The sequence below is a fragment of the bacterium genome (genome assembly GCA_020444325.1).
In the GTDB taxonomy this organism is placed as follows: domain Bacteria; phylum Bacteroidota; class Ignavibacteria; order SZUA-365; family SZUA-365; genus BM516.
In genome coordinates this window covers 304467-330553 of record JAHLLD010000001.1, presented here as the reverse complement: position 1 = coordinate 330553, position 26087 = coordinate 304467, and the positions used below count along the sequence as shown (strand labels likewise).

Annotated in this window: 20 protein-coding genes; 6 read left to right on the top strand and 14 right to left on the bottom strand. The window is 57.0% G+C overall.

The window, feature by feature from the left end; genetic code table 11:
- Positions 1-5: 5 nt before the first annotated feature.
- Positions 6-797: a hypothetical protein gene (locus KQI65_01370; GenBank protein MCB2203370.1), complete on the bottom strand. Its 792-nt coding sequence runs from the start codon at positions 795-797 to the stop codon at positions 6-8.
- Positions 798-868: 71 nt separating this feature from the next.
- A complete protein-coding gene (locus KQI65_01365) occupies positions 869-4108 on the bottom strand; it encodes a cation:proton antiporter (protein MCB2203369.1) in 3240 nt (1079 codons plus the stop codon).
- Positions 4109-4273: 165 nt separating this feature from the next.
- On the opposite strand from KQI65_01365, the gene KQI65_01360 reads away from it, so the two are divergent.
- The 3 genes from KQI65_01360 to KQI65_01350 are packed head-to-tail and all read left to right on the top strand — an operon-like array spanning position 4274 to position 7992.
- Positions 4274-5428, top strand: coding sequence for an ATP-dependent 6-phosphofructokinase (locus tag KQI65_01360; protein MCB2203368.1), 1155 nt, complete (start codon positions 4274-4276; stop codon positions 5426-5428).
- A 27-nt stretch (positions 5429-5455) separates the two neighbouring features.
- Complete coding sequence (locus KQI65_01355; GenBank protein ID MCB2203367.1) at positions 5456-6139, top strand: nitroreductase family protein; 684 nt, start codon at positions 5456-5458, stop codon at positions 6137-6139.
- 23 nt (positions 6140-6162) lie between these two features.
- Positions 6163-7992, top strand: coding sequence for a DUF3459 domain-containing protein (locus KQI65_01350; GenBank protein ID MCB2203366.1), 1830 nt, complete (start codon positions 6163-6165; stop codon positions 7990-7992).
- Positions 7993-8000: 8 nt separating this feature from the next.
- On the opposite strand, the gene dapF is transcribed toward KQI65_01350, so the two are convergent.
- From dapF to KQI65_01320, 6 genes are all read right to left on the bottom strand, one after another.
- Positions 8001-8867, bottom strand: a complete 867-nt coding sequence (gene dapF / locus KQI65_01345) for a diaminopimelate epimerase (protein MCB2203365.1) — start codon at positions 8865-8867, stop codon at positions 8001-8003.
- Positions 8868-8948: 81 nt separating this feature from the next.
- Positions 8949-10466 (bottom strand): trehalose-6-phosphate synthase, encoded by a 1518-nt coding sequence (locus KQI65_01340; protein MCB2203364.1) that lies wholly within the window; start codon positions 10464-10466, stop codon positions 8949-8951.
- A complete protein-coding gene (locus KQI65_01335) occupies positions 10463-11476 on the bottom strand; it encodes a mechanosensitive ion channel family protein (protein MCB2203363.1) in 1014 nt (337 codons plus the stop codon). Before KQI65_01335 ends, KQI65_01340 begins: the two co-directional genes overlap by 4 nt.
- A gap of 118 nt (positions 11477-11594) precedes the next feature.
- On the bottom strand, positions 11595-12410 hold the full coding sequence (otsB, locus tag KQI65_01330; GenBank protein ID MCB2203362.1) for a trehalose-phosphatase: 816 nt from the start codon (positions 12408-12410) through the stop codon (positions 11595-11597).
- Positions 12410-13648, bottom strand: coding sequence for a glycosyltransferase (locus KQI65_01325; GenBank protein ID MCB2203361.1), 1239 nt, complete (start codon positions 13646-13648; stop codon positions 12410-12412). The genes otsB and KQI65_01325 overlap by 1 nt, the downstream gene beginning before the upstream one ends.
- The gene (locus tag KQI65_01320; GenBank protein MCB2203360.1) at positions 13645-14328 is read right to left on the bottom strand and encodes a hypothetical protein; all 684 of its coding nucleotides are present in this window, start codon (positions 14326-14328) and stop codon (positions 13645-13647) included. The genes KQI65_01325 and KQI65_01320 overlap by 4 nt, the downstream gene beginning before the upstream one ends.
- Before the next feature lie 186 nt (positions 14329-14514).
- Here KQI65_01320 and KQI65_01315 point away from each other — a divergent pair, with 186 nt between their 5' ends.
- The gene (locus KQI65_01315; protein ID MCB2203359.1) at positions 14515-18918 is read left to right on the top strand and encodes a response regulator; all 4404 of its coding nucleotides are present in this window, start codon (positions 14515-14517) and stop codon (positions 18916-18918) included.
- 60 nt (positions 18919-18978) lie between these two features.
- Here the strand turns inward: KQI65_01315 and KQI65_01310 are convergent, their stop codons facing one another.
- Both KQI65_01310 and KQI65_01305 read right to left on the bottom strand, forming a co-directional pair.
- Positions 18979-19407 (bottom strand): iron-molybdenum cofactor biosynthesis protein, encoded by a 429-nt coding sequence (locus KQI65_01310; protein ID MCB2203358.1) that lies wholly within the window; start codon positions 19405-19407, stop codon positions 18979-18981.
- Positions 19404-19886 (bottom strand): DUF134 domain-containing protein, encoded by a 483-nt coding sequence (locus KQI65_01305; protein ID MCB2203357.1) that lies wholly within the window; start codon positions 19884-19886, stop codon positions 19404-19406. The genes KQI65_01310 and KQI65_01305 overlap by 4 nt, the downstream gene beginning before the upstream one ends.
- Positions 19887-20006: 120 nt before the next feature.
- Here KQI65_01305 and KQI65_01300 point away from each other — a divergent pair, with 120 nt between their 5' ends.
- Entirely contained in the window at positions 20007-21125 is a 1119-nt protein-coding gene (locus tag KQI65_01300; protein ID MCB2203356.1) for a hybrid sensor histidine kinase/response regulator, read from the top strand.
- Positions 21126-21137: 12 nt separating this feature from the next.
- On the opposite strand, the gene KQI65_01295 is transcribed toward KQI65_01300, so the two are convergent.
- The 3 genes from KQI65_01295 to KQI65_01285 form a co-directional block, all read right to left on the bottom strand.
- Positions 21138-22511 (bottom strand): sigma-54 dependent transcriptional regulator, encoded by a 1374-nt coding sequence (locus KQI65_01295; GenBank protein MCB2203355.1) that lies wholly within the window; start codon positions 22509-22511, stop codon positions 21138-21140.
- Between the two features lie 81 nt (positions 22512-22592).
- On the bottom strand, positions 22593-23387 hold the full coding sequence (gene fetB / locus KQI65_01290) for an iron export ABC transporter permease subunit FetB (protein MCB2203354.1): 795 nt from the start codon (positions 23385-23387) through the stop codon (positions 22593-22595).
- A complete protein-coding gene (locus KQI65_01285) occupies positions 23384-24079 on the bottom strand; it encodes an ATP-binding cassette domain-containing protein (protein ID MCB2203353.1) in 696 nt (231 codons plus the stop codon). The genes fetB and KQI65_01285 overlap by 4 nt, the downstream gene beginning before the upstream one ends.
- Before the next feature lie 55 nt (positions 24080-24134).
- On the opposite strand from KQI65_01285, the gene KQI65_01280 reads away from it, so the two are divergent.
- Positions 24135-24446: a hypothetical protein gene (locus tag KQI65_01280; protein ID MCB2203352.1), complete on the top strand. Its 312-nt coding sequence runs from the start codon at positions 24135-24137 to the stop codon at positions 24444-24446.
- Between the two features lie 124 nt (positions 24447-24570).
- Here KQI65_01280 and KQI65_01275 read toward each other — a convergent pair whose 3' ends face one another.
- The gene (locus KQI65_01275) at positions 24571-26061 is read right to left on the bottom strand and encodes a glycine--tRNA ligase (GenBank protein MCB2203351.1); all 1491 of its coding nucleotides are present in this window, start codon (positions 26059-26061) and stop codon (positions 24571-24573) included.
- Positions 26062-26087: the final 26 nt, after the last annotated feature.

Sequence of the window (26087 nt, the reverse complement as noted above, 5' to 3'; positions counted from 1 at the left end):
GGGGATCAGCGTGCGTTTCGCCACCATTCGTAATACGTGGTCTCCAGTTCGTGCAGACTGGGAATGGGGAAAAACAGCATGTTATCATCGGGTCCGAAGAACCAGAAGCCGTGACGCAGGACGCGGTAGCTGATACTGTGCAGTACCGAAGACAGGCTGATGGTCTTCACCGCCTTGTCTTTCACCTGCTGCAGCTCCGTCAGGCAGTCGAGCAGATGATAGGGGTTGCTGTCAGGGATAGGCGAGACAATGATTTCGCGGTTCTTGCTCGACTCCATGAACTCTTCGATGTTCAGGTCGATTTGTGTGAAGCATACCCGTGAGGCGCCCTTGGCAGCATCGGAGGTGATGTAGTTGCCGAACGAGCGCTGGTCGAGACGCGAGGCGATGAGATTCGAAACAGGTTCCACTTCCTGGAAAATGCGAATGAGCCCCGGAACGTTCTCGGCCGTGTACGGTGCTGGCTTGAGCTCGAGTGCGCGTCCGTTGACGGTTACGAGGAAGAGGCGCTGAATGACGTCGAGTGGTACATGTTCGAGTACGCGGTACGAGGAAATGAATTTCGTGCGCTTCGGTGAGCCGTCGGGATGCGGCACGGTTTTTTCGAGATAGTCTTCGATCTGAAAATAGGGGTTACGGAAATTGCTGTCGATCTCAGCGAAGATCACTTTTCCCTGGAAATGACGTGCGCTGCCGATGGTGTAATGCTGCGCGAAAGCCTCCGGTTCGAGCTGTGATGCCACAAGCGCGTTGATCGGAAAGACAATCATGTAGAGGTGTTTCTGGTATTCCGCCATGGTCGTTGAGCTGGGTGAATAAGTTGTGTTCGAAGTGTGAAATGTATCGAATCGGACCGCGTTCCGCAAGTTCAACGCGTGTGATTTTTGTGAGCCAGGGAGTCCGCCGCATGCGAAGCGGAACCGTCGAGATTGCCAATGACCGACAATGCGGCATGGATGCTGTCAGCGGCTGCAAGCGAGGCCACCAGGTGAATCCGGGCAGCGTCTTTCAGCTCGGGAACATCCTGACCGAGACGCTGCGCGAAGGCAGTGCTGTCGAAGCCCGTACCGGATCGCGGTATGCGGAGTGTCAGGGCCAACTGCGGGTATTTCGCGAGCAGGCGCCCGAGATTGCCGAGCTGCAGCTTGCCGGCCGCGTCGATGGACGACCCATTCCCGAGGGACAGTTGATGCGTGCGATCAATCCAGTTGAACTGAATGCCGCTGCGGGGTATGGATACCCGTCCTGCAATCATCGTGGCGAGAATGTCATACGCATCTTCCGAGAGCCGCTGGTCGGCCAGGTACACGAAATTCAGTGCGGGACTCAGGGTGTCGAGCGTCAGTTCCGCATTGAGACTTACGATATCCATATGTGCGGAGAGCGGCATGCTGCGAAGGATGCTTTGCGCCTGGAAACGCAAATCGCCAATTGCTTCGGCAAAACTGCGTGGTCCCATCGGGGCTTGTGCCGTACCCGAGGGTGTGAGCAGGCGTCGCACGGTGCTGCCTTCGCCGATGTCACTGAGTGTCTGCACCAGGTCGAGGCGCGTCGGAACGCCGGTGCGGTCACTGACCCGTTCCTCGAAACGCTGAATATCCGCGGAGGTGAAAAAGCTGTTCGTTGCGACCTGCAGTTTCACCTCGACCAAATCTTCCTCGATGCGTGAGGAGGTGTTGATAATGGTCGAACGGTATTTCACATCGAAAAGATTGGAGACCTGGGTAATGGCCCGGCGAACGCGCAATTCCATCGTCAGCTGATTCAATGCCGACTGCAGTGGAATGAGCAGCACGAGGAGGAAGACGCCGATGACGATGATACGCGCGCGGGCGGAGCCTGTTTTCCCGACGATCTGACTGAGGCGCAGTTTCTCAAACACCAGGCTGATGACGGGATGTGAGAGTTCCTGCTCCTTCCATTTGCGCACGGCCTCGAAATTCGCCGCCTTGGGCATGCCAACCAGCAGGAACACCAGCATGGCGCCGAGAATGGTCGCGAATACGTTCGCCGTAAACAGCAGCATGCCGCCGTTGACGATTTCCGGTGTATAACCGTTCGCGAATCCGAAGCCTACCACTGCCAGGGGCGGCAACAGTGTGATGGAAATAATGGCGCCGGGAAGGAATTGGATGAAGCGGTTTTTCTGCGAGAGCGTTGCCGCGCCGGCCATGCCGCCGAAGAGGGCGATCAGGAAATCGATGACGGTGGGACGAGTACGGGCCGCGATTTCAGACGTCACTTCGTCAAAGGGAAGTACGTCAGACAGAATGGCAGCCAGTAGCGCGGTCAACAGCGCCGTCAACAGGAGTTTAAACGTGATACGCAGCAACAGGTAGATATCACCCGACGCGAGAGAGAGCCCGCCGGAGAGCACGACGAACATGATAGGCATGATCAGAGAGCCGCCTATAATGATGGCGCTCTGGTTGAGGATCAGTCCGAGCGTTGTAATGGCTGCAGCAAGCATGACCTGCACCCAGAAAAGCGGTTCGGTGATATGTGCAGCACGGTAGGCCTCGAGATACCCGCGCTCACGGTCTCCGCGGCGTATCCCGAAGAGTTTCGCCATCCAGTCGGTGAAACTCTGCGGTGCGGGTTCTTCATCGGTTGTCCGGGCTTGCTGAGGCGATTCCTGTTCCTCACGGGCGAAGGGTGTGAATTCGTCCGCGCCGGGTGGTGCTACTCCGGCCGCCTCGAATGGTTTGCCATGAGGGGCGCTTCCCCCTGCCGTGTCTCGCTGTCCTGCCCGCGGCATGTCTACGGGACGCGCAGCGGCGTCCGCGGTCGCTTCGGTTTCACTCTGCATCGGCGCCATCGCAGGTTCAAGTTCGCCTGCATAACCGACGCCAAGCGGTTGTCCAGCCATTTTGCGTTCACTGCGCAGCCTGCGCTCGGCAAAGATTACACTGCCGGTCATGTACAGGTTGGTGAGCACGATGACGCCGAATGCGTACAGAGGAAAGAGCTCTGTACCTACCATCTGTTCCTGCTGAAATGGCAGAAGCGCCATGACCGCTGTGGCGAGACCACGAGGCAGCATGGCCATGATAACCTGTAGCTCTCCTCCTGTAAAATCCTTGCCGATGCGGCGAAAACCCTGCATCAATCCCCAGCGGCTGATCAGCAGCAACGCGGTAATACCAATGATGAACAATCCTATCGTCCACGTCAGCTCATTGAAATCCAGCAGCATGCCGAGATAGACGAAGAAAAAGGTACGAAGGAGAAAGGACAGCTCTTCGGTGATGTTCTTGATGAACTGGTTGAGTATGAATTTCTCCGACTTGATGTCAATGCCGAACAGATTCCGCATTCGTTTACCGATGCGATCGGTCATCACCTGCATGTTTTCGAGCACAAGACCGAACATGAGCACGGCGATGGCGGCACTGCCATGCATTTCCTCAACCATGAAGTAGAGGAGGAACATGAAGCCGAGCGTCAGCATATAGGCGAGCGGCTCTTTCCCCATCCACGCGATAAGCCGTGACCAGAGCACCCCGGCGATGGTGGCAACCACGAAAGCGACACCGAAGGAGGTGACGAAGCTAAGCAACACGTTTCCGATACCCTGGTTGCCGTTGGGATCGAAATTCACCAGCAGCAATACGGAGACGATGAGCAGCACGTCGCCGAGCGCGGATTCCAGTTTTACGATGGTCTTGATTTCGTCCCTAACACTGAGTCCCTGCACCACGGGGATACAGATGGCTGGACTCGTCGCACCCAGAACGGCAGCGAGCAGCAGACTATTGAGCGTGCTGAGTTCCATCACATAAATGCCGAACAGCATCACCAGGACCACACTGACGATGAACACCCCCAGTGCCAGTACCGTGGCCTTCGGCGCCTGCCGCACCACTGTGATGATGTCGAGCTCCAAGCCACCTTCAAAAAGGATGATCAACAGTGCCATGGTGCCGAAATACGGCGCGATGTTGACGAGCTGGTCAGAAGCGATCCATCCTGTCACGGGACCGAGAAACACGCCGATGGCCATCAGCAGAAGGACGCTCGGTATCTTCGTGAGCTTGAAGAGGAGATTCGCCAGGAATCCTACGAGAATGATTCCGCCGATGAGGGCGAAAAAAATGGGGACGTTCATACAGGTCTCGGTGGTGAGTGAAACTCCACCCAAACATATGGGGTGGTGATGTGATTTAAAACACTGTGCGGTGCCGCTTTGTGCCCGATAGTGTTGCCTGCACGTTGGATTGCTGTGTACATTATATGCAGTCACCACGTACGATTCAACCAGAACGGGACAATCATGCCACGCAAAGCATCTGTAACATCGACGGGCCCCAAACGGGCATCCCGTCAGAAACGTATTCGCCGTATTGCCATCAATACCGGGGGCGGGGACGCACCCGGACTCAATGCGGTGATCCGTGCCGTTACTATTTCCGCCATCGAGCGCGGTTGGGATGTTGTCGGGATAAGGGACGGGTATAACGGACTGCTCATGCCTGAGAAATACGAGAACGAAGGACTTATTCCCCTCACGCTCGAAGCCGTGCGTGGGATCACGCATCTCGGTGGGACGATTCTCGGCACCACCAACAAGGGGAATCCGCTCGAATACCCTGTCCAGCAGAAAGACGGCAGCTACAAGACGATTGACCGCAGTGGAGAAATCGTCCGCGCCTGCAAAAAGAACAAGATCGACGCCGTGGTCGCCATCGGGGGCGACGGTTCGCTGTCCATCGCGAATGCGTTGTTCGAAAAAGGACTGCGCATTATCGGTGTACCGAAAACGATAGACAACGACCTGAGCGAAACGGTCGTCACCTTCGGTTTCGATTCAGCCGTGTCCTTTGCCACCGAATGCCTCGACCGGCTGCATTCCACCGCCGAAGCACATCGCCGCATCATGGTCGTCGAGGTTATGGGCCGCTACGCCGGCTGGATTGCACTGAACGCGGGCGTGTCAGGCACGGCGGATGTGATCCTCCTGCCGGAAATCCCCTACGACATCGATATCGTCGCGGAGAAAACCCGGCAGCGCGTGCGTGAAGGGAAGAAATTTTCCATCGTCGTCGTTGCCGAAGGAGCGAAGCCGAAGGATGGTCAGCGAAGCGTCCTCTCTACCGAGGTGGGCCGCGCCGAAAGGCTCGGTGGGATCGGCGACCGTGTCGCCGAGGAATTGCAGGAAATCACCGGACAGGAAGCCCGGCATGTCGTGCTCGGACACCTGCAGCGCGGCGGGAGTCCGACCACCTTCGACCGCCTGCTCTCGCTGCGTTTCGGCGCCGCTGCCGTACGTGCCCTCGAAGAGGGACAGAACGGGATGATGGTTGCGCTCGATCCCCCGACCGTACGCTATGTCCCGCTGAAAAAGGCGACGAAAAGAATGAAAGTGGTACAGCTGGATTCGGACACGATGCTCACCGCTCGCGACCTCGGCATCTGCTTCGGAGACTGAAACCGCCAGTTCACGGAAAGGAATACAATGGACGAGAGCTTCATTCCCCTCGACTTTACGCGGCTGGCCCCGGAACGGCAGCGCGAAGAGGCACAGCGCTTTCTCGAACGCATGAAGTCCCGGCGCTCGGTGCGCGCATTTTCACCGGAACCCGTGCCGTATGAGCTGATCGAGTCCTGCGTGTGTGCAGCGGGACTCGCACCTTCGGGCGCGAATCAGCAGCCCTGGCGTTTCGTTGTGGTTTCCAATCCCGACATCAAACGCGCCATCCGCATCGCCGCAGAGGAAGAGGAGAAGGAAAACTACGCCCATCGCTTCCCGGATGAATGGAAGGATGTACTCGCGCCGCTGGGGACGGACTGGCACAAGGAATTCCTCGAAACCGTGCCCTATCTCATCGTCGTTTTCCAGATCAATTACGAGGATGTGGACGCAGGAAAAGGGGACGGCTCGACGCGGCGGCAGAAGCACTATTATGTCACCGAGTCTGTGGGTATCGCGCTGGGCTTTCTCATTGCCGCCCTGCACCATGCCGGACTCGCCACGCTGACGCACACGCCCAATCCCATGCGCTTCCTCAATCGCATCTTCGAGCGACCCCTGAACGAGAAGCCCTTTGTGCTGCTGCCGGTGGGGTATCCGGCGAAGGACGCGGAGGTGCCCGATATCGAGAAGAAACCGCTTCAGGACATCCTGCAGCATTTTTCATGAAGCTGTACTGAACGAGAACACGGATGAATGCAAGAATGGTATGGCGGCTCGCTGCACTGCCCCTGCTTATGCTGCTCACATCGGCGCTGCAGGAAAACCGGACAGCGGGGAAGGACGATCATATGGAACCTTACTATCAGTCGTTGAACGGTGTCTGGAATTTCCGCGTCGATCCGGATGACGTGGGTGTCTCGAACCGCTGGTTCGACGGTTTCCCGGCGGACGCACCGTACGATACGCTCCGCGTGCCGGGCTTCTGGGATCAGCTCGGTGATCTCGCAGAGTACGACGGCTATGGCTGGTATCTCCGCCATTTCGACGTTGATGCCGACAGCACTTTGCGCTATGCCCTGGTATTCGAGGCGGTCGATGACAACGCGGATATCTGGCTCAATGGCATGCGTGTGGGTTCGCATATCGGGTATGGCAGGCGATTCACCGTGGATATCACCAATGCCATGCGAGCGCGAAAGAACCTTCTTGCTGTGCGCGTCGAAGACCTGGGCGGACCCGGAGGCATTATGGGGAACGTCGCATTGCGTTCATACAGGCGTGAAGGGGAATTGCTGGAAAGCCGCTTCCATCATAGGAAGCCGGTGGAAAGTGCCGACTGGGTCCGGGATGCGGTGCTGTACGAGGTTTTCCCCCGCGCGTTTTCCGAGGAAGGAAGTTTTCGCGCAGTTGAGCAGCGCCTGCCGGAAATCAAGGAACTCGGCGCAACCGTGATCTGGCTCATGCCCATTCATCCCATTGGAGAGCTGAAACGCAAGGGTACGCTCGGTTCCCCGTATTCGATCAGGGATTACTACGCGATCAATCCTGAATACGGGACGATGGAGGATTTTCGCTCATTGCTCGCGCGCACGCATGAACTGGGGATGCACCTTATCATCGACCTGGTCATCAACCATACCTCATGGGATCATCCCTTCATCAACGAACATCCCGCGTGGTACGCACGCAACAGCAAAGGGGAAATCGTTTCACCCAATGTGGACTGGTACGATATCGCCCAGCTGGATTTCAATAACCAGGCACTGCGTGAATACATGATGGAAATGATGATGTACTGGGTCCGCGACGTCGGTGTTGACGGATTTCGCTGTGACTATTCCGACATGATCCCGCATGATTTCTGGAGTGAGGCCATCGAGGCGCTGCGCGAGGTCAAACCCGTCATGCTGCTTGCGGAAGGAGCAAACCCGCAGTTGCATGTCAATGCGTTCGATATCTCGTATGCCTGGAATACGTATGACATATTGCATCCCATGCTCGAGGGTGAGCTTCCCATTTCGCAATTCGCGGTCACCATGCAGCGCGAATTCTACCAGTATCCCGTGGGTGCTCTGCATCTGCGTTTCATCGTCAATCATGACAAGCATAAGGAAGACAATCCCGCGGTGACATGGCTCGGGGTGCGAGAATCACGCAGCTGCGCGGTGCTGGTGTCTCTGCTCCCCGGTGTGCCGCTGATTTACAACGGACAGGAAGTGGGCAACGACCGTCAGATCGGTCTCTTCGAGAAGGAGGTTATCGATTGGGAAGATGCGCATGGACTGAGGCCCTTCTACACGGAGCTGACCAGTGTGCGCCGCGAGCACGAAGTGCTGCGACGGGGTGAGTATCGCCCGCTCGCACTGGTGGGAAATGAGCAGGTGGTGGCGTACGTCCGTTCGTACGGGGGACGCGACATGGTCGTAGCGGTGAATCTTACCGACGAAGCTGCCCGTGTCGCCCTGCCGATGCCGGCCAACTGCGCGGGCGTCCCTGTCATGCTCGACGGCTGCAGGCTGCTTGATGAAGTGAAAGGAGAGTGGGAAATGGAGCCCTGGGGATACGTGGTTCTCAGGTAGGCAGATGTTCACATGTCCGGCAGGGTTACGCAGCCATCGAAGACGAGGTGCGCGGGTCCTTCGAGCACGAGTCCTTCAGCGAAGTATCGCGGATCGTCCTGTGGCCAGTCCCCCGGTGAAAAATGCACCGTGAGCACATCCCCGCCGTGCGTCCGAAGCCGGATCGGTGGAGCGGTGCCCAGCCGCAGATGTGCAGCCATACCGGCTGCCAGTGTACCAGTGCCGCATGCTTCCGTTTCCGCCTCCACACCTTTTTCAAACGTGCGGATGGAAAACACACCGTCTTCACCGGCTTCCAGTACGTTCACGTTGCAGCCGCGGGGGGCGAAGTGCTCATGATGCCGTAGAGCCGTTCCGACACGCTGCATGTCGACGTCCTGCAGCAACCGGCGCAGCACCGACGGCAGTGCTGAAGCAAAGAGCAGCGCGTGTGGCGCTCCGGTATCGATAAAGTCGAGTGAGCACGCTTCCCCTTCCCATTGCAACGTGATTTCCCTGGAAATTTCTTCTGGCGGAGGAAATGCGAGGCGAATGTTGCTGCCGTCAACGACCGCATGATAACTGCGTCCGAGCACTTCAAAGCGCATGTCGTTTCCGGCGATGCCATTTCGCTCAGCGAACAGGGCTGCACAGCGTCCCCCGTTTCCGCACATGCTGCCGACGGATCCATCGGGATTGTAGAACGCCATCACGAAATCGTGCGTGGCGGAACGGTCAATGAAAATGCTGCCGTCAGAGCCGACGCCTTTGCGGCGGTGTGATGACCAGATGCTGAAACGGCGGCGGAGTTCCTCGTCGATCATGCCATCGCGATCATCGACAATCACGAAATCGTTCTGGGCGCCTTCTGCCTTTGTGAAATGAATGCTGCGCATAGGCTGTAAAATAGCGGATTCCCCGTTCATGCGCCATCAGAGATTAGCGGCATCAGAGAGTACACCGCGTCTGCCGTGGTCCTATACGGACGTTCCGTAATCGTTGTCATTCATCGGTGGAATGTACTCGGCCACAACGGGATAGTCGTTCAGGTGCCGGGAAAACGCCGCATTGAGGAAGGATTCGACCCAGCGGTATATATCGTACCGTGCCACGGTGGCCCGAAGCAGGCGCATGCGTCTGCCGCGTTCTTCGTAATTCATGCTGAACGCGTCGCGCAGTGCTTCCGCCATTCCTTCCACGTCGTAGGGATTGACCAGGATGGCCTGCTTGTGAAGCTGTGCCACGGCACCGGCGAATTCGCTGAGCACGAGTACGCCGTTCTCCTCGATGTTGGACGCGCAGAATTCCTTGGCAACGAGATTCATGCCATCCTTGATCGGCGTAATAAGTGCGATCTCCGCCGTTCGATAATACGCGAGGAGTTCCGTGCGCGTCAGGTGCCGGAAGATATAGTGAATGGGCACCCAGCCCGAGCGTGTGAATTCCCCGTTGATCTCACTGACGAGTCGCTCGATTTCCACTTTCAGGTCATGGTATTTCGGGATGTCGGTGCGGCTGGGAACGACGACCTGGACCAGCGTCATGCTCTCGATGAGTTCGGGGAAACGCCGCAGGGCGTTGCGAAAAGCCTCGAGCCTGTACGGGATGCCCTTGGTGTAGTCGAGCCTGTCGATGCCCAGGATGATCTGCTGATGGGGAAGATCCTCATGAATATACCAGGCGGCCTCGGAGACCTCCTGACTGCGCGCCCGGCGTTCGAATTCCCTGTGGTCGATGCTGATCGGAAACACGCCCACACGCACCTCGCGATGCTCGATGGCGCAGATATGAAAACCTCCTGCATTGCGTACGATGACGTCCTTGAGCAGCAGGCGAACACATTGCACGAAATTGCGTTTGTCACGCATGGTCTGAAAGCCCACAAGGTCGTAACTGAGCAGTGCGTGCAGGATGTTGAAACGCCACGGCATCTTCATGAAAATGTCGGGAGGCGGAAAGGGGATGTGCAGGAAAAATCCGAGAGGGGAATGGACATCGAGCGCTCGCAGCTCGGCGCCGACGTTGATCAGGTGATAGTCGTGAATCCAGATGTAGTCGCCTCTGCGCGTTGCGCGGTGAATATGCCGCGCGAACTTGCTGTTGACCTTCTGAAAGGAGTGCCAGTACTCGGGACGGAAGTTGCAGTGCGACTGCAGATCGTGGAACAGCGGCCAGAGCACTTCATTGGCGAAACCGTGATAGTAAAGCTCCAGTTCTTCCGCTGTGAGCGGAACCGCCTCGAGCTCATATCCCGTGGCGGCAGAGGATTCACTGAGTGCATCGTTGACCTCTTCCTGGTCTTCGGAAGACAGCCCTGACCAGCCTATCCAGACACCACCCCGATCCCGCAGAACAGGGGCCAGCGCGGTCACGAGTCCACCGGATCCCGGACGCCAGTTGAGCACACCTTCCTCCCTGCGAAATACCACGGGCAGGCGGTTTGATACGATAATCAGCCGCTCGACCTGGTCGTGTTGTTCTGTTTTCTCGTTCATGATGATGTCTGTTCAGGCGATGTGTTCGTTTGTTCAGCGTTTTTCTTCTGCAGGACGGTCTTCGTCTTCCCGCTGTCGTCCGCCGCGGCCTGTCGGAGATGGATGGTCTGCGTCGGATAGGCGAACTCGATACCTTCTTCCTCGAACTTGCGGTAAATGCTCATGTTGATGCGCTGCTGCGTATCCATGAACACGTTGTATTCCCGAGAGAGGACGTAGTAGACGAATTCGAAGTTCAGCGACGATGCACCGTACTCTTTGAAATGACCGCGATCGAAGCGCGTCATTTCGTCCTGTTCGATGATTTCCCTCACCATGGAGGGAATGGCTTCGACCTGATCGGCGGGTGTGCCGTATACCACGCCGATCACGAACAGGATGCGGCGTTCCTCCATGCGCTGGTAGTTGCGAATGCGGCTGCTCAGCAGATCGGTGTTTGAAAACACGATCAGTTCGCCACCGAGGCTGCGGATGTGCGTGGTCCGCATACCGATTTTTTCCACGATACCGAGGAAACTGTCAATGATGATGAAATCACCAATCACGAACGGTTTGTCTACTGCAATGGAGAGCGAAGCGAACAGTTCTGCAAGTATGCTCTGCGCGGCAAGTGCCACGGCGATGCCACCGATGCCGAGGCTGGCGATGAGCGTGGTAATATTGAAGCCGATATTGTCGAGAATGATGAGCAATACGACCGACCACAGCACGAGTTTGCTGAGGAAGCCCAGCACGCTCAGTGTGGTTTTCGCCGAGGCATCCTCGTACTCCCGCAGACGCGTCGTCTTGTTGATCAGATAGTAGATGATGCTGTTTCCCCAGAACGCGGCCTGGATGATGCTCGCAGCGAACAGTGCATGATGGATGATATCATGTGCTTTGGCGGGGAGCGACAGCCAGAGTGATCCGGCGTATAAACCGACCACGATGAGCACGAAGAGACTGATTTTGCTGAACAGTCCCGCAAACATGTCATCGAGATCCGTCACCGTACGCTTCGCAAGACGCATGAAATACTTGCCTGCGATGCGCTTGGCGAGGAAGAGGACAGTAGTGGTGACGACGGCAATGCCGATGGCGATCAGCCAGTCCACCGGGGTATTACCCAGTATGGTGTCAGGTATGCGGTCAAACATGACTGCTGTTCCAGAGCTGTAATAAGGTGTGGAGACCTTCGGGCGGGACGCAGTGAATATCCGCTTCGGTGTCACGGACTTCAGGTCGTACAAGGATGCGAAGTCCGCGGCCTTTCAGCGCTTTGAAGGCGTCCTCGTCCGTCTGGTCATCCCCAAAGTATGCGATGGGCACATCCTCTCCAACCTCCCCGAGGAGCGTGCGTACGGCATCTCCCTTGTTGCGCCCGGCGGCACGCAATTCCAGTCCGCCATCGAAGGCATGCACTTCGAACTGCTCACTTTCGCCGAGGGGACGCCATTTTCTGCGGGCTTCCCGCTCGAGTTTTTTCTGACGGGCAGGCTCGAGTCCGCGCCAGTGCAGAGCAACGGATGCGGGTTTTCTTTCGAGCTGGGCAGCGTCGAAGTGTTCGAGCAGCCATTGCCACTCTTCATCGAACATCTCGATGACTGCGTCGGGAAACGGAGGTGCTTCATAGCTGCCGTCACGCATGAGCCGTTCCCAGCCGTGGGAGCCCCAGATCTCGGGCAGCGGATCGATGGCGAGCAGAGGTTTGAGATCCGCGACCGCACGTCCGCTGATAATCACGACACGATTGCGCGGGTCGGCGATGATCCTGGAAAGCAGCTCGCGGATACCGGGATACGGGACGGCCTGGTCACGCTGTGTGACGAACGGTGCCAGGGTCCCGTCGTAATCGAGCAGGAGCATGCGAAGACTGCTGCGCAGCAGCATATGCTCGAAGCCGCGGAGATCCACGGTCGGCTGCAGGGCGCGTAATACGCCGTCGATGTTCCGCTGCTTTGCCATCACAGCTCCACGCGGTCGCCGTGTCCTTTCGCTAGAATGACCATGATGGTGAGATACTCTCCGAGGTGGCGAGTAAGCAGAAAATGGTCACGGACGAAGGACTGCGCCTTCTCTCCCATGTGCTGACGAAGCTCCGGTTTGTTGAGCAGATAGCGTGTGCGCAGCGCAGCGCCTTCCGGCGTGGAGACGAGAAAACCGGTGTGGTGATTGATGACCTGGAGGCGGATGCCGCCGGTGTTGCCGCCGATCACGGGACGCGCTTTCCACATGGCCTCGGTCACAGTGAGACCGAATCCTTCACGCGTGGATTTCTGCAGGACGATATCACTCGCGCGCTGCAGCGCGTTGATGGTGCGATTGGCGTCGGATGGCAGCAGGAGGATTTTTACGTCGGGATCATCATCCGCCGCAGCGTATACATCATTGAGTACCGCTTCGCCTTCCGGATCGTCTGATGCACTGCCGCCGGCGAGAACCAGCTGCAGTCCGGGCGTAAAGCGCTTCGCCAGTTTGTAGGCTTCAATAACACCGACCGGATCCTTGAAGCGATCGTAGCGGCTGACCTGCGTGATCAGCGCCCGCTCGGGATCGATACCGAACCGCGAACGCACATCGGCGATCTCCTCTTCAGCCAGATCGATATTCTTGTCGCTCAGCGGATCGATGGAGGGTGGAATAAGGTACTGCGGATGCGGCAGCGGCTGCGCGAAATCGGAGAGCGACCATATACTCGCGTCATAATCTTCGAGAAAGGGACGCAGATATTTCCACACGGGCCTGTAGGGATGACTCGCATCGATATGGCAGCGCCAGATCCATATGCCCTTGCGGTCGGGGAAATGCTTCAGGAGCGGCGCCGGCTGTGGATCATGGATGATGACGACGTCCGCATCCTCGAGCGCGGGACGCAGCTTCTCCGCGTTTTCGGCATTGACCTTTTCATAGTTTTTCAGCAGGTCATCCGGAATGTGCACCTGGTTGCCCTGCATCGCGTTGTGGAAACTTTTGGTGCACTGGTAGAAATCTTCGTTTCCCTCGATGACCTCCCACGATGTCTCGAGACCGAGATCATTCATGAGCGGCACCATCTTGTGAAGGATTTCCGCGACACCGCCGCCCATGCGAGTGGAATTTACATGCACGACTTTCATTCCCTTGAGAGGCTCCGCCAGCTGGCGGAGCTGTTCGATTACGTCTTTGCCCGTGATGGGGGCATAAGCATCAATCTGCTGCATCAGGCTCCCCCTTTCGTTTCATTCGAAAAGTAGCTTTGGAACAGGTCCGAGAGCTGATCCCGCAGATCACTGAGCGAGGCGAAATACGGATCCAGTTCGGCCAGACGCGCAAGGAGCTCTTCGTAGTCACCATCGAGACCGGAAATCCAGGTGCTGAAATCATCCCTGCCGTCATCCGTGCGACGGCGTGCGTCGATAAAGTGGTAGAAAATGCTGCTGGAGGAAACGCGTGGGATGATGGAAGCCAGTTCCGCTGCGTCCGTGATATCTGTCGGCGTGTTGAACACGACGATCTGTGAACGGATGAAGGAAAACTGCTGATCATTCTGCGCCCAGGGTATGAATTCGCGCTCGGAGATGCGCTGTTCGATGACTTCGACAACTTCCGCGCGAAGATCTTCGAGTGAGTCGTAGTTCATCGGGTCGATGACGCTGAGCCGTTCTGCCGCAACGTCGTCGCGCAGACTGTGCTTGCACCATGCGGCGAAGTCGTTGTTGAATTCCGGTTCGTCGAACTGGGGACGCAGTCGTCCACCCCAGAAGTGATAGTATATGCAGCCTTCATCAACTGTACTGAGACGATCGCGCAGTTCACGTAAATTCTGTGCGCGTTTGCCGGTTGCGATTGCCGTTAGTGTACAGTCCTTGAAGGAAAAAGAATGGCCCGTACTGCCAGGTGACATAAGGTTTCGTGGTCTGATGAAACATGTGATTGAACCCTTGTAGTATGAACAACACGGGAAGCAAAACCAAAATTCCATTCCCGGGGAAAGGAGCGGAATCGCAGGCGGGACCTGTACATTGGTGTTCTGCTTCGTATATTGAGAAAGCATACCCTTCTCTCGTGGACGCATCGCCTCCGTCGTCGTATGAAAGAATTACCCTCGTTACTTGATAGCCAACTGCAGTCCGTTTTCGGCGCCGCGCCGCCGTCGGATGAGCAATGGCAGGCCTTTCTCACGCTGATTGCGCAGACCTACGGGGCATATCAGCAGGAGGCCGAGGAGCTGCGCGCTACGATACAGTCGACCTCGCGCCAGCTGACACATGGAAACGCCGAGCTCAGCAGTATCATCAAGACCTTTCCCGACCTGTTTTTCCGTCTCGAGAGCGATGGACGCATTCTTGAAATCTCGGGCAGTAAGCTGCATACGTTGCTGGCCGGGGTGGAGTGCGCTGGAAAACTGCTCAGCGATCTGCCTTTTGAAATCGCAGCCGGTGATGTGCAGGAACACATTGCAAGTACCCGGGCGACACTCGAGATCGTGACACGGGAATTTCTGTTCGAACAGGGGGATCAGCAGATCACGTTTGAAGGGACATACCTCCCTGTCATTGACGACAAGGTCATGCTGTTCCTTCGCGACATTTCTGAACGTACACGCACGATGGAAGCACTCGAACAGCGGGACAGACTGCTGCGCGGTGTTACGCTCGCCAGCAGACAGCTGGTCACAGCGTCCACCGTGCAGGAGGGAATTCAGCAGTCCCTCCTCACACTCGGGGAAGCGAGCAATGTCGACCGCGTCTATATTTTCCAGAACACGATCGACGCGGAAAGCGGCCGGCTCTGCATGAGTCAGCGCTTCGAATGGACGCGTGGCACGGTGAGCACGCAGATCGATAATCCCGAACTGCAGAATCTCCCGTACGAGCCGGAGTTCACTCGCTGGAATTCGCTGCTTTCAAAAGGGAAAACGGTGAACGGACTTGTGCGCGATTTTCCGAGGGGCGAGAGGGACATTCTCGAGGCGCAGGACATTCGTGCGCTGCTCTGTGTCCCCATTTTCTCACACGACACATTCTGGGGCTTCATCGGTTTCGATGACTGCCGTACACCGCGGCAATGGACCGAGCATGAGGAATCCATTCTCCTCGTGATGGCCGGGACTCTGGGCGGTATGGTTGCCCACGAACAGGCGCGTCTGGCACTCGAGGCCAGTGAACAGCGTTTCCGATCGCTGGTACAGAATCTCAGCGATGTCATCACCGTGCTCAACAGCAGCGGGGAGATTGTCTACGAAACCATAGCCGCGGAGCGCATGAGCGGTTACAGCAACCGGCAGCGTATCGGGAAATCCATTTTCGAATTCCTCCATCCGGATGACGTACAGATGGTGAAGGATGTCTCCAAGCGCGTACTCGCCCATCCGGAACACGAAGAGAAAGTGGAATTCCGTCACATGCATGTCAACGGTCGCTGGCTCTCCCTCGAGGCCATCGCGAAAAATTACATGCACGTGCCGTCGATACAGGGCATCGTCGTCACCACGCGCGACATTTCCGAGCGCAAACGCATCAGTGCGCAGATTGCCCGGCTCGCGCATGTTATCGAGTCCATCAACGAATTCATTGTCATCACCGACAAGAAGGGCCGCATCACTTACGTCAACAACGCCGTGCTGCGTCGCTTCGGTTATGAAGAAGACGAGCTCATCGGTCAGCAGGCAGAGGTGTTTCTTTCGCCGCACAATCCATCCAACCTCGGGACGGAGCTGTTCCGTCAGACGCGCAGCGGTGGATGGAAGGGAGACCTGATCAACATCACCAGCAACGGGACGGAATTCTGGGTGTACCTGACCACAGCCATGCTGATGGATAAGGGAGAGGAAGTAGGCATGATTGCCATTTCCCACGACATCGAAGACCGCAAGACGGCGGAGCAGCAGCTGCTGCTGTTCAGTGAACAGCTCAAGCAGATTCACCGCCTCAATACTTCACAGTACAGCCGTTTCGAAGATCTGTTCGAGGACTATCTTCGCACGGGTTCCGAAATGCTCGGCATGGAAAACGGATTGATCACGCGTCTCGCCGGCAGCGGCTACGAAATTCACGCCGTTCGTTCACCGTCTGAGGAGATGCAGCCCGGTCAGTATTTTGATCTCGCATGTTCCTACTGCTCGGTGGTTGCGGACAAGCATCAGACGATTGCCGTAAACGACACGACGGAGGATGACGAGTATCCCGATGTCATGCTCTGCGGTACACTGCAGGTGCAATCGTACCTCGGCACACCCATTCATGTGCGCGGCGAGGTGTACGGCACCCTGTGTTTTTCCTCTCCGCACCCGCGACAGAATGCCTTTCGTCCGAGCGACAGCGAAGCCATAGAATTGCTCGCACGCAGTATCGGACATTTTCTCGACGAGGAACAGGTCGAGGAGGAACGTCAACGCACCGCCGCGGAATTGCTCACCGCAAAAGAACAGGCCGAAGCGGCCGATCACGCGAAAAGCGAATTCCTGGCTTCAATGAGTCACGAGATCCGTACGCCAATGAACGGTGTCATCGGCATGACCGGACTGCTGATGGAAACCGCGCTTTCTGAAGATCAGACCGAGTATGTCGAAACAATTCGCAGCAGTGGTGAAAGTCTGCTGACCATCATCAACGACATTCTCGATTTCTCGAAAATCGAATCCGGTCGCATGAATATCGAAACCCATCCCTTTGAACTGCGGCCGTGCATCGAGGAAGTGTTTGATCTGCTGCTTCCCAATACGGAAAACAAACAGCTCGAAATGCTGTACCTGATAAACAAGGATGTGCCCGCGCATGTCATTGGTGATGTCACGCGTCTGCGGCAGGTGCTGGTCAACCTCGTTGGCAACGCCATCAAATTCACGGACAAAGGCGAAGTGTTCGTCGAGGTTTCGCTGAAAGGGAGGGAGGAAGACAACTGTATGCTGCAGTTCGAGGTGCGCGACACCGGTATCGGTATCCCTGAAGCCAAACGCGAACTCCTCTTCCGCTCGTTCACGCAGATCGATTCCTCAACCACGCGCAAGTACGGTGGTACGGGACTCGGTCTCGCCATCACCGCACGACTGGTCAGTATGATGGGTGGCGAAGTCTGGGTGGAAAGTGAAGAAGGAAAGGGCAGTTCCTTTTTCTTCACCCTTCAGCTCGGGTTTTCCGCTGTCGAAAGCGAGAAGGATGAAGCACATGACGGCAACGCCCTCCAGGGAAAACGCATCCTCGTGGTTGACGACAATCAGACCAACCGGCGCATTCTCAATCTGCAATGTGTCAGCTGGGGAATGGACTGCCTCTGTCTCCCATCGGGCGCCGAAGCGCTGCGCGTTCTCGAATCCGGCATGCGTTTCGATGTGGCGATCATCGACATGCTCATGCCGGAAATGGACGGACATCAACTCGCGCATGCCATTCGCAAGCAGACGGGACACGCGCCATTTCCTCTCATCCTGCTCAGTTCACTGAGCAAGCATGATGAACGTATCGCCGGTGCCGAGGTGTTTCAGTCCGTTCTCACCAAACCCGTCAAGGAATCCCAGCTGCGCAATGTACTTGCCACCACCATGCTGCGCAGCGCCAGCAAAGAGCAGGCACCCGAGAAGCAACGTCGGCTCGATACAAAACTTGCCGACCGTATCCCGCTGCACGTGCTCATAGCTGAAGACAACGTGGTGAATCAGAAGCTCGTCGTGCGTCTGTTTACGCAGATGGGCTATAGGGTCGACGTTGCAGCCAATGGCATCGAAGTGCTCGACGCGTTGCAGCGGCAGCGGTACGACATGGTGTTTATGGACGTTCAGATGCCGGAAATGGACGGCCTCGAAGCGACCCGGCGTATCGTAGAGCACTTTGGTTCCGAGCGTCAGCCGGTGATCGTGGCGGTGACGGCGAATGCGCTCGATGGGGACAGGCAGCGCTGCCTCGACGCAGGGATGCAGGATTACATCAGCAAACCCATCCGCATCGATATGATTCAGAAAACAATCGAGCACTGGCAGGACGAAGTGCAGCGGCGAAGGGAATTGCACGAATCCGGCACGGGGAATGCGGCGCAGGACGTGAAACACGATGTACCTGATGCCGCCGCCGCTCCCCAGGCAGCTGAAAATTCTGTTGCTGCCGCAGCGCAGGCAGAGGAGGAATACGAGGATGTGCCGCTGCTCGATGAAAACACCGTGGAGTCACTGCAGATGCTCGTGCAATCTGACGGCGAGGAACTGCTGAAAGAACTGATTGATATTCTCGAATCCCAGAGTGGCGATCTGCTCGATGAAATCGCCGCGGCACTGGAAAAAGGCGACGCCGCGGTCGTCAGACGCGCGGCGCATACGCTCAAAGGTTCAGCGCTGAATCTCGGTGCACAGGGACTTGCCCATGCCTGGTATCGCATCGAACTGGCGGCGGATCAGGATACGCTTGCTGAAGTGCCTGCGCATCTGGAACAGGCCCGCCGCGTGTTCACCGAAACGATCCCCGCACTTCGCGAAACGTATCTGGGTTCAGCCGGCTCGCTGTAATTCACAAAGGTGATCGCAATCATCAAGGCTCGCTGCGATTGCCCGTGTCTGCGCTTACATCTAATGTGCGCAGTGCCTGTCGGCCTGATGCACCAGCATGCCGCCGCGCGCTTCCTCTATCACACCCTCCACCGTCTGCTGATCCGTCACGATGGCTTCAATACCTGCGTGATGCAAATCCTCACGGAGACGTCTCCCCATTCCACCTGCAACGACGATATCGCAGCCCTCGAGCGCAGCGAGTATGCCTTCATGGCTGTGCTGATGTCCCCCATGCTGATGATGGTCGTGCTGCTGATGTGCGCCTTCATGGTGTTGATGTGCGCCTTCATGGTGTTGATGTTCGCCGCGGGCGTGCTGTGTGAAATCGTTGCGCACGTAGCGCTGTTTTTCTCCGCTGTCGTCCTGCGTGAAAATGACGAAACCTCGTGTCCTGCCGAAATGCTGAGACACATACGTGCCGTCGTCTGATGCGATGGCGATGTTCATTTTTGTTTTCCTTGTTGTTTTTCGAGAAATGCCTTGTGATGGGCCGACCCCTCGCGCAGCATTGCCTTGCCGCAGGAAGGACAACGTTCTTCCCTGCAGGGGTGCCCGGCCTCATGTGCTTTTTTGTGGCCGCAGGAAACGCAAATGCAATTCCCGTCGTGGCCCATGTTCTGTGATGTCTGCATGACACTGCCTCCTTGTACGAGGATTTCCTTGCCACCGAGCAGCGCCGCCGCGACCGTGCGATGAGCGGATGCGAGTATGCGGCCAAACGTCTGCCTGCTCACCTGCATGTGCCGGGCCGCATCGCAGTGATACAACCCTTCATAATCCGCGAGCCGCAGGGCTTCAAGCTCATCGAGTGACAGGACGAGCTGCTCCGCCTCTCCCGTCTCTGCATCCGCGGGACGAAAATGACGGAACTCTGCTTCCAGTCCGATATGGCGGCAACGATGTGGTCTTCCTCGGCGCTTGTTCATGATTCAATTATAGGCATATGCTCATTAATGTGCAAGGAGAAATGTGGGGATGGGTGTGCTCATGTTGTACTGTTTGGGGGAGATTGATACATTGTTGCGTCACTGAGTAATGGAGGATGCATGGCAAAGATTGCGGTTATCGAAGATGAAGCGATCGTGCGGGAGACCATCATCGAGCGACTTTCCGAGGCCGGACACCAGGTGGTTTCCGCGGAAAATGGCATGCTGGGGATTGAGCTCATCCGTGATCAGCAGCCGGATCTGGTACTCTGTGACATCATGATGCCGAATCTCGGTGGTTTCGGCGTGCTGGAATACGTGCGCAAGGATCCGCAGATTTCCCTCATCCCATTCATTTTTCTTTCCGCGCTGTCGGACAAAACGGATCTGCGCAAGGGAATGCTGTCCGGTGCTGACGACTATTTGACCAAGCCGTTTACGAAAGAGGAACTGCTCAATGCTGTGGAAGTGCGGCTGGACAAGCGGCAATCTGTGGAGAGTTCGCTGCGTGGTGTGATGGACCAGATGCGGGATTCCATCAGTCTTTCCCTCCCCCATGAATTCCTCACACCCCTGAATTCCATTCTCGGGCTCTCCCATTTACTGCGCGAACACCTCGAGGATATTCAGAAGGAAGAAGCGCAGGAAATGCTCGGCAGTATTCACGATGCGGGAGAACGTTTGCTGCGTCTCGTGCACAATTACCTGCGCTATGCCGAGCTGGAAAGCATCCGCTATGACGATGAAAAAAAGGCGCATTTGCTCAGCGAACATTTTGGTTTCCCTGACAACGCACTCAAGGACATGGTGAACCAGGTCGCGGGCAGGGCACAGCGCGGGAAGGATATTATCATCCGTGCCGAAGCGACGGAAATTCAGATGGGCGTGCAGAATTTCGAGAAGGTCGTCGAGGAGCTGACCGACAATGCCTGCAAATTCAGTCTCGACGGCTCACGCATTGAAATTACCGGGCAGCGTATCGACGGGTACTATGAGCTGACGGTGATGGACAGGGGGCGGGGAATGTCGCAGCAGCAGGTGCAGTCCATCGGCGCCTACCAGCAGTTCGATCGCCTGCAGCATGAGCAGCGCGGGGTGGGACTCGGACTGGCCATCGTGCATTCCATCGTGGACCTGCACGGGGGCATCCTTCGTATCGACAGCGAATCGGGAAAATACACCGCAGCCACGGTACTCATTCCCGCCGCGGAAGGTGCTCCAGAGGATGCGGAAGAGTAACCTTCCCGAGGCTCAGATTGTGATATCAAATTTCCTGATCAGGTCGTACAGGGTGGTGCGGCCGATTTCCAGCGCCTTCGCGGTTTCGGTGATATTCCCCTCATACAATTCCAGCGCACGACGCACCGCCATTTCCTTGATCTTCTCGAGCGGGAGGACGTCATCACGTGAAGAAAAGACCTGCGCGGAAATCGCGCCCTTTTCCTCCGCTCCGATGAAGCGGAGTGCCTGTGGAAGGTCCTGGGGACGAATAACCTCTCCTTCGGCAAGAAGGACGGAGCGCTCGATGATGCTTTGCAACTCACGCACGTTCCCGGGCCAGGTGTAGCGCTGGAGGAGAGACATTGCATCTGCATGGAGTTCCATGCCAGGACGTTTTTCGCGCTCGGCGAACACCCCCAGAAAATGCTCAGCCAGCAGGGGGATTTCCGAGGGACGCTCACGCAGCGGCGGCAGCTTGATGGGGAAAGTCGAGAGGCGGTAGTATAAATCCTCGCGGAACTCCCGCTGTTCCGCCATGGAAAGCAGATCCCGGTTCGTAGCGCTGATCACGCGGGCGTCACTCGAGAGTGTTTCGATGCCTCCGACGCGCTCGAACTGCTTGGTCTGGATGACGCGCAGCAGCTTGGCCTGCAGACTCATGTCGAGTTCGCCGATTTCGTCGAGGAAAATCGTGCCCGTGTGCGCCGCTTCGAACTTGCCGATCTTTCGTTCCACCGCTCCGGTGAAGGCGCCGCGCTCATGTCCGAACAGTTCGCTCTCCAGTAGCTCGCGTGGGATGGCCGCGCAGTTTATGACGACAAAAGGTCTGTCTTTGCGGTTGCCATTGAAGTGGATGGCGCGGGCAATGAGCTCTTTTCCCGTTCCACTCTCACCCTCGATCAGCACATTGATCTCGCTGTTGCGCGCCTTGTCCACCAGCTTGAGTACATTCTGCATCGCCCCGGAATTCGAAATGATGTTTTCGAAACGGACGGAGGTCTCGAGCGTATCCTGCAGCTGCTTGACGCGGTCGCGCAGGTCGTGGAGACTGATGGCATTGTTGATGGCAAACTGTAGCCGCTTGAGATCCACCGGCTTGGTGAAGTAGTCCGCCGCCCCGGCACGCATGATCTCCACAGCCACGTCAATCTTACCCTGGGCGGATAGCATGATGACCGGCAGATCCGGTGTTTTTTCCTTGACGGCCTTGAGCGCTTCGAGTCCTGACAACCCGGGCATCATGTGATCGAGAAGCACGACGTTCGGGTTCTCGTCGAGATTCTTGATCAGCGCTTCCCCGGAAGAAAACGAACGGGTGTCGTATCCCCATGACTGCATGGTGAATTCGAGCAGACGACGCAGGGAGTGGTCATCATCGACGATGTAAATCAGAGGTTTCTGCATGGCTATGCCGGTGACAATTCAGGCGGATTGTTCAGTAAAAACTAACAAAAAAAACGAAATGGAAAACAAAACAGAAAGAAATCAGGAGACGGATTTCTTCTGCAGCACGAGCTGATGTTCCCGGTTGAAACAACGGGAGCGAACGACAGCCACGACCAGCCAGCTTCCCAGGGACGTTGACGCCACCAGCATAAGCATGACCATGATCTGGTATTTGACGGCAATCATCGGATCGCTGCCGGCGAGTATCTGTCCCGTCATCATACCGGGAATGAACACGAGTCCCACCCCCATCATCGCATTGATGCTCGGTATCATACCTGCGCGCACGGCCTCACGCATGATATCGGCCGATGCCTCCCGTGCGGTTGCACCGCAGATCAGACGCAATTCCACTTCACTCCTCCTGCGACGCAGGTCGGTGAACAGTCTGTCGAGTGATATGGCAATGGCATTCATGGAATTGCCGATCACCATGCCGCCGAGTGGAAGAAAATATTCGGGACGATACCACGGATCGGCACCGACCACGCCACCGACGACGAAAATGGAAACGAGCATGTAGCTGAGAAGCATGCTGACAAACACGGGAAGGAAGAAGCGCACATTGCCGCTCTTCACCCGGCCGCGTATGATGCGCGCGGCAAAGAAAATCATGGCCGTGTAGACGGCGAGGACGAGGTACCACTCGCGGATCCGGAAAATCCACGTGAGCACGAAACCCATGAGCACCAGCTGGGCGATGGTGCGCAGCGTGCCCCAGAGCAGGTCGCGCTCCACGCCGAGGCGGAGTTTCATCGAAGCTATGCCCGCGAGAAGGACGAAGAGAAGGACCAGGCTGAGCCGCAGCAGTCCGATATCCATGGCACCGGTCATGCTGTTTCCTCCAGTCTGCCATCGCGCAGCGAAAGGTGATGGCTGCGCAGATCGGAAGGAAGGTCAGGCAGGGTATGCGAAACGAACACGGTGCTCAGCTGCTGCGTCTCGTGCAGCCGGCAGATGAGGGCGATCAGCGCGTGAGCCGACTCTGCGTCGAGCGACGCGGTGGGTTCGTCGAGAAGCAGTACGGAGGGACGCATCAGCAGCAGGCGCAACAAGGCGACGCGCTGCTGCTGTCCGACCGACAGCTCCGCAGCGTCCTGCATGAGGTTGATGTCACCGAGTCCGAGCCTTGCCATCTGTGCGTGCAGTTCATCATCTCCTATCTCATCCCCTTCGCCATATCGGAACGAAAGCGTCAGATTTTCACGCACCGTTGCCTCCGCCATGACCGGCTGCTGCTGCAGATACGCCACCCGTCGGCGGTAGGCCGGGGCCGCGAGCTGTGTCGCAGCCTTGCCGTGCAGAAGGAGCGTGCCGCTGGCAGGGGACTGCAGACGGGCGAGTACGCGCAGCAGTGAGCTTTTGCCTCCACCGGACGGACCCGTGAGCAGAAGGAGTTCTCCAACCTGAAGCTTCAAATGCAGCCTGGAGAACAGTACTTTGTCGCCATAGGCGACTTCCAGGTCCCGCGCCTCGAGCACGGCCTGCCCATCTGTCTCTGCTCTGTATGCCTCGTGTTCCGCCATTCGATGGTTTTTCCGTAGTTTAAGAAGAATTCAGAACACGGTGCGAGTTTCAGTCATGCGTATATCCAAAAATCTCTTTCTCATAGTCAGCGTCGCTTCCGTCCTCATTCTCGGTGCTGTTATTTTTCTCCGCCCTGCTCCCGAATCCGACGATTTCCAGGCGGATCAGCTGCCGCCGGAAGCGGAACTGCAGATGTTCATGAACGACAAGATGGATTATGGCGTGAAACTCTCGCGCATCCTCGCCGAACGGCGGCTCGAAAAAGCAGAAGCCTATGTAAACGAGCACCCCGAGCTCGCCTCGCTCGCACGCGAAACCGCGGATACATTGCGCGCACGATTAGAGCGTGAAGCGAAGATGGAATAAGTTGAAATATGCAGAAACTGCATATTCCTGCGCGAGAAAATATGCAGTTTATGCATAATTACATTGAAGAAGGGTCCCTGAGAGGGACCCTTCTTGCATACAATCACCAATCTTCAATGTGCGTTCATTCGGCGAGCTTGGCGGCGAGGTATGCCTGCAGGCCATCCATCGCTACGCGTTCCTGCTCCATTGAGTCGCGGTCGCGTACGGTGACCGTCTGGTCCTCCAGCGTCTGGGAATCGACAGTGATGCAGTACGGCGTACCGATTTCGTCCTGGCGGCGATAGCGTCGTCCCACCGAACCGCTGTCATCGTAGAACACCTTGAACTGCTTCTGCAGGTCGTGGTAGAGCTTCGTGCCGATTTCATCCATGCCGTCGCGGTTGACCAGCGGCAGCACGGCGGCCTTGAACGGTGCGAGGCGGGGATGGAAACGCAACACGGTGCGTGTTTCCTTCTCGAGTTCTTCTTCCTGGTAGGCGTCGACGAGGAAAGCCATCAGCGAGCGGCTGGCGCCTGCCGAGGTTTCAATCACGAACGGCACGTATTTCTCGTCGGCTTCCTGGTCGTAGTATTCCATGCTCTTGCCGGAATACTCCTGGTGACGACTGAGGTCATAGTTGGTGCGGTTGTGAATCCCTTCGATTTCACCCCAGCCGAAGGGGAAGGCGTACTCCACGTCCACCGCGGCCTTGGCGTAATGCGCTAGCTTGTCGTCTGCATGCGGCTTCAGGCGCAGCTTGTCAGGCGACATCCCGAGATCCATGTACCACTGCATGCGCAGGTCGCGCCAGGTATCGAACCACTGGTCGTCGGCACCCGGCTTGACGAAGAACTGCATTTCCATCTGCTCGAACTCGCGGGTGCGGAAGAGGAAGTTCTTGGTGTTGATCTCGTTGCGGAAGGCTTTGCCGATCTGCGCGATGCCGAAGGGGAGTTTCTGGCGCACGGACTGTGAAACGTTCGGGAAGTTCACGAAAATGCCCTGGGCTGTTTCGGGACGGATGAAGACGACGTTGTTGCTGTCTTCGACCGGACCCACGAAAGTCTTGAACATGAGGTTGAATTTACGGGGCAGCGTGAAGGTGCCCGTGCCGCCGCAGCTGGCGCAGACCAGCAGCTGCTTCTCGTTCATGTGCTCGAACACAGCCGCATCGTCAACCAGGGCGTCGCCCGAGACCTGCATCTGCTCTTCGCGCGGAGTGGATTTGAACGCCTCGGCATCCTCACCCTTCGCGGCGAGCAGCTCGGCGTATGCGTCCGCGATCTTCTTGCGGCGCTTTTCATTGTATCCCTCATACAGCACGTCGAGGCGGTAGCGGCTCTTGCACTGCTTGCAGTCGACCATCGGATCGGTGAAGTTCTCGACATGTCCCGAAGCTTCCCACACGCGCGGGTGCATGAGAATGGACGCGTCCAGTCCCACCACGTCATCGCGGTACGTCATGAACTTCCACCATGCATCCTTCACGTTGCGGAGCAGTTCGACGCCGAGTGGACCGTAGTCCCAGCAGCCATTCAGTCCGCCATAAATCTCTGACGACTGAAAGATGAAGCCGCGCCGCTTGGCGAGGGAAACGATTTTTTCCAGGGTATTCTGCTGATTCTTTGCCATGTCCTGCGGTCCGCCACACTATAAGT

Bases quoted from the DNA above. Each gene is read 5' to 3' on its own strand.
- KQI65_01355 (MCB2203367.1), top strand. From the start codon at position 5,456: ATGGACGAGAGCTTCATTCCCCTCGACTTTACGCGGCTGGCCCCGGAA.
- KQI65_01365 (MCB2203369.1), bottom strand. From the start codon at position 4,108: ATGAACGTCCCCATTTTTTTCGCCCTCATCGGCGGAATCATTCTCGTA.
- KQI65_01300 (MCB2203356.1), top strand. From the start codon at position 20,007: ATGGCAAAGATTGCGGTTATCGAAGATGAAGCGATCGTGCGGGAGACC.
- dapF (MCB2203365.1), bottom strand. From the start codon at position 8,867: ATGCGCAGCATTCATTTCACAAAGGCAGAAGGCGCCCAGAACGATTTC.
- KQI65_01280 (MCB2203352.1), top strand. From the start codon at position 24,135: ATGCGTATATCCAAAAATCTCTTTCTCATAGTCAGCGTCGCTTCCGTC.
- fetB (MCB2203354.1), bottom strand. From the start codon at position 23,387: ATGACCGGTGCCATGGATATCGGACTGCTGCGGCTCAGCCTGGTCCTT.
- KQI65_01305 (MCB2203357.1), bottom strand. From the start codon at position 19,886: ATGAACAAGCGCCGAGGAAGACCACATCGTTGCCGCCATATCGGACTG.
- KQI65_01360 (MCB2203368.1), top strand. From the start codon at position 4,274: ATGCCACGCAAAGCATCTGTAACATCGACGGGCCCCAAACGGGCATCC.
- KQI65_01315 (MCB2203359.1), top strand. From the start codon at position 14,515: ATGAAAGAATTACCCTCGTTACTTGATAGCCAACTGCAGTCCGTTTTC.
- KQI65_01285 (MCB2203353.1), bottom strand. From the start codon at position 24,079: ATGGCGGAACACGAGGCATACAGAGCAGAGACAGATGGGCAGGCCGTG.
- KQI65_01335 (MCB2203363.1), bottom strand. From the start codon at position 11,476: ATGCGTCTTGCGAAGCGTACGGTGACGGATCTCGATGACATGTTTGCG.
- KQI65_01370 (MCB2203370.1), bottom strand. From the start codon at position 797: ATGGCGGAATACCAGAAACACCTCTACATGATTGTCTTTCCGATCAAC.
- otsB (MCB2203362.1), bottom strand. From the start codon at position 12,410: ATGGCAAAGCAGCGGAACATCGACGGCGTATTACGCGCCCTGCAGCCG.
- KQI65_01340 (MCB2203364.1), bottom strand. From the start codon at position 10,466: ATGAACGAGAAAACAGAACAACACGACCAGGTCGAGCGGCTGATTATC.
- KQI65_01310 (MCB2203358.1), bottom strand. From the start codon at position 19,407: ATGAACATCGCCATCGCATCAGACGACGGCACGTATGTGTCTCAGCAT.
- KQI65_01320 (MCB2203360.1), bottom strand. From the start codon at position 14,328: ATGTCACCTGGCAGTACGGGCCATTCTTTTTCCTTCAAGGACTGTACA.
- KQI65_01295 (MCB2203355.1), bottom strand. From the start codon at position 22,511: ATGCAGAAACCTCTGATTTACATCGTCGATGATGACCACTCCCTGCGT.
- KQI65_01350 (MCB2203366.1), top strand. From the start codon at position 6,163: ATGAATGCAAGAATGGTATGGCGGCTCGCTGCACTGCCCCTGCTTATG.
- KQI65_01275 (MCB2203351.1), bottom strand. From the start codon at position 26,061: ATGGCAAAGAATCAGCAGAATACCCTGGAAAAAATCGTTTCCCTCGCC.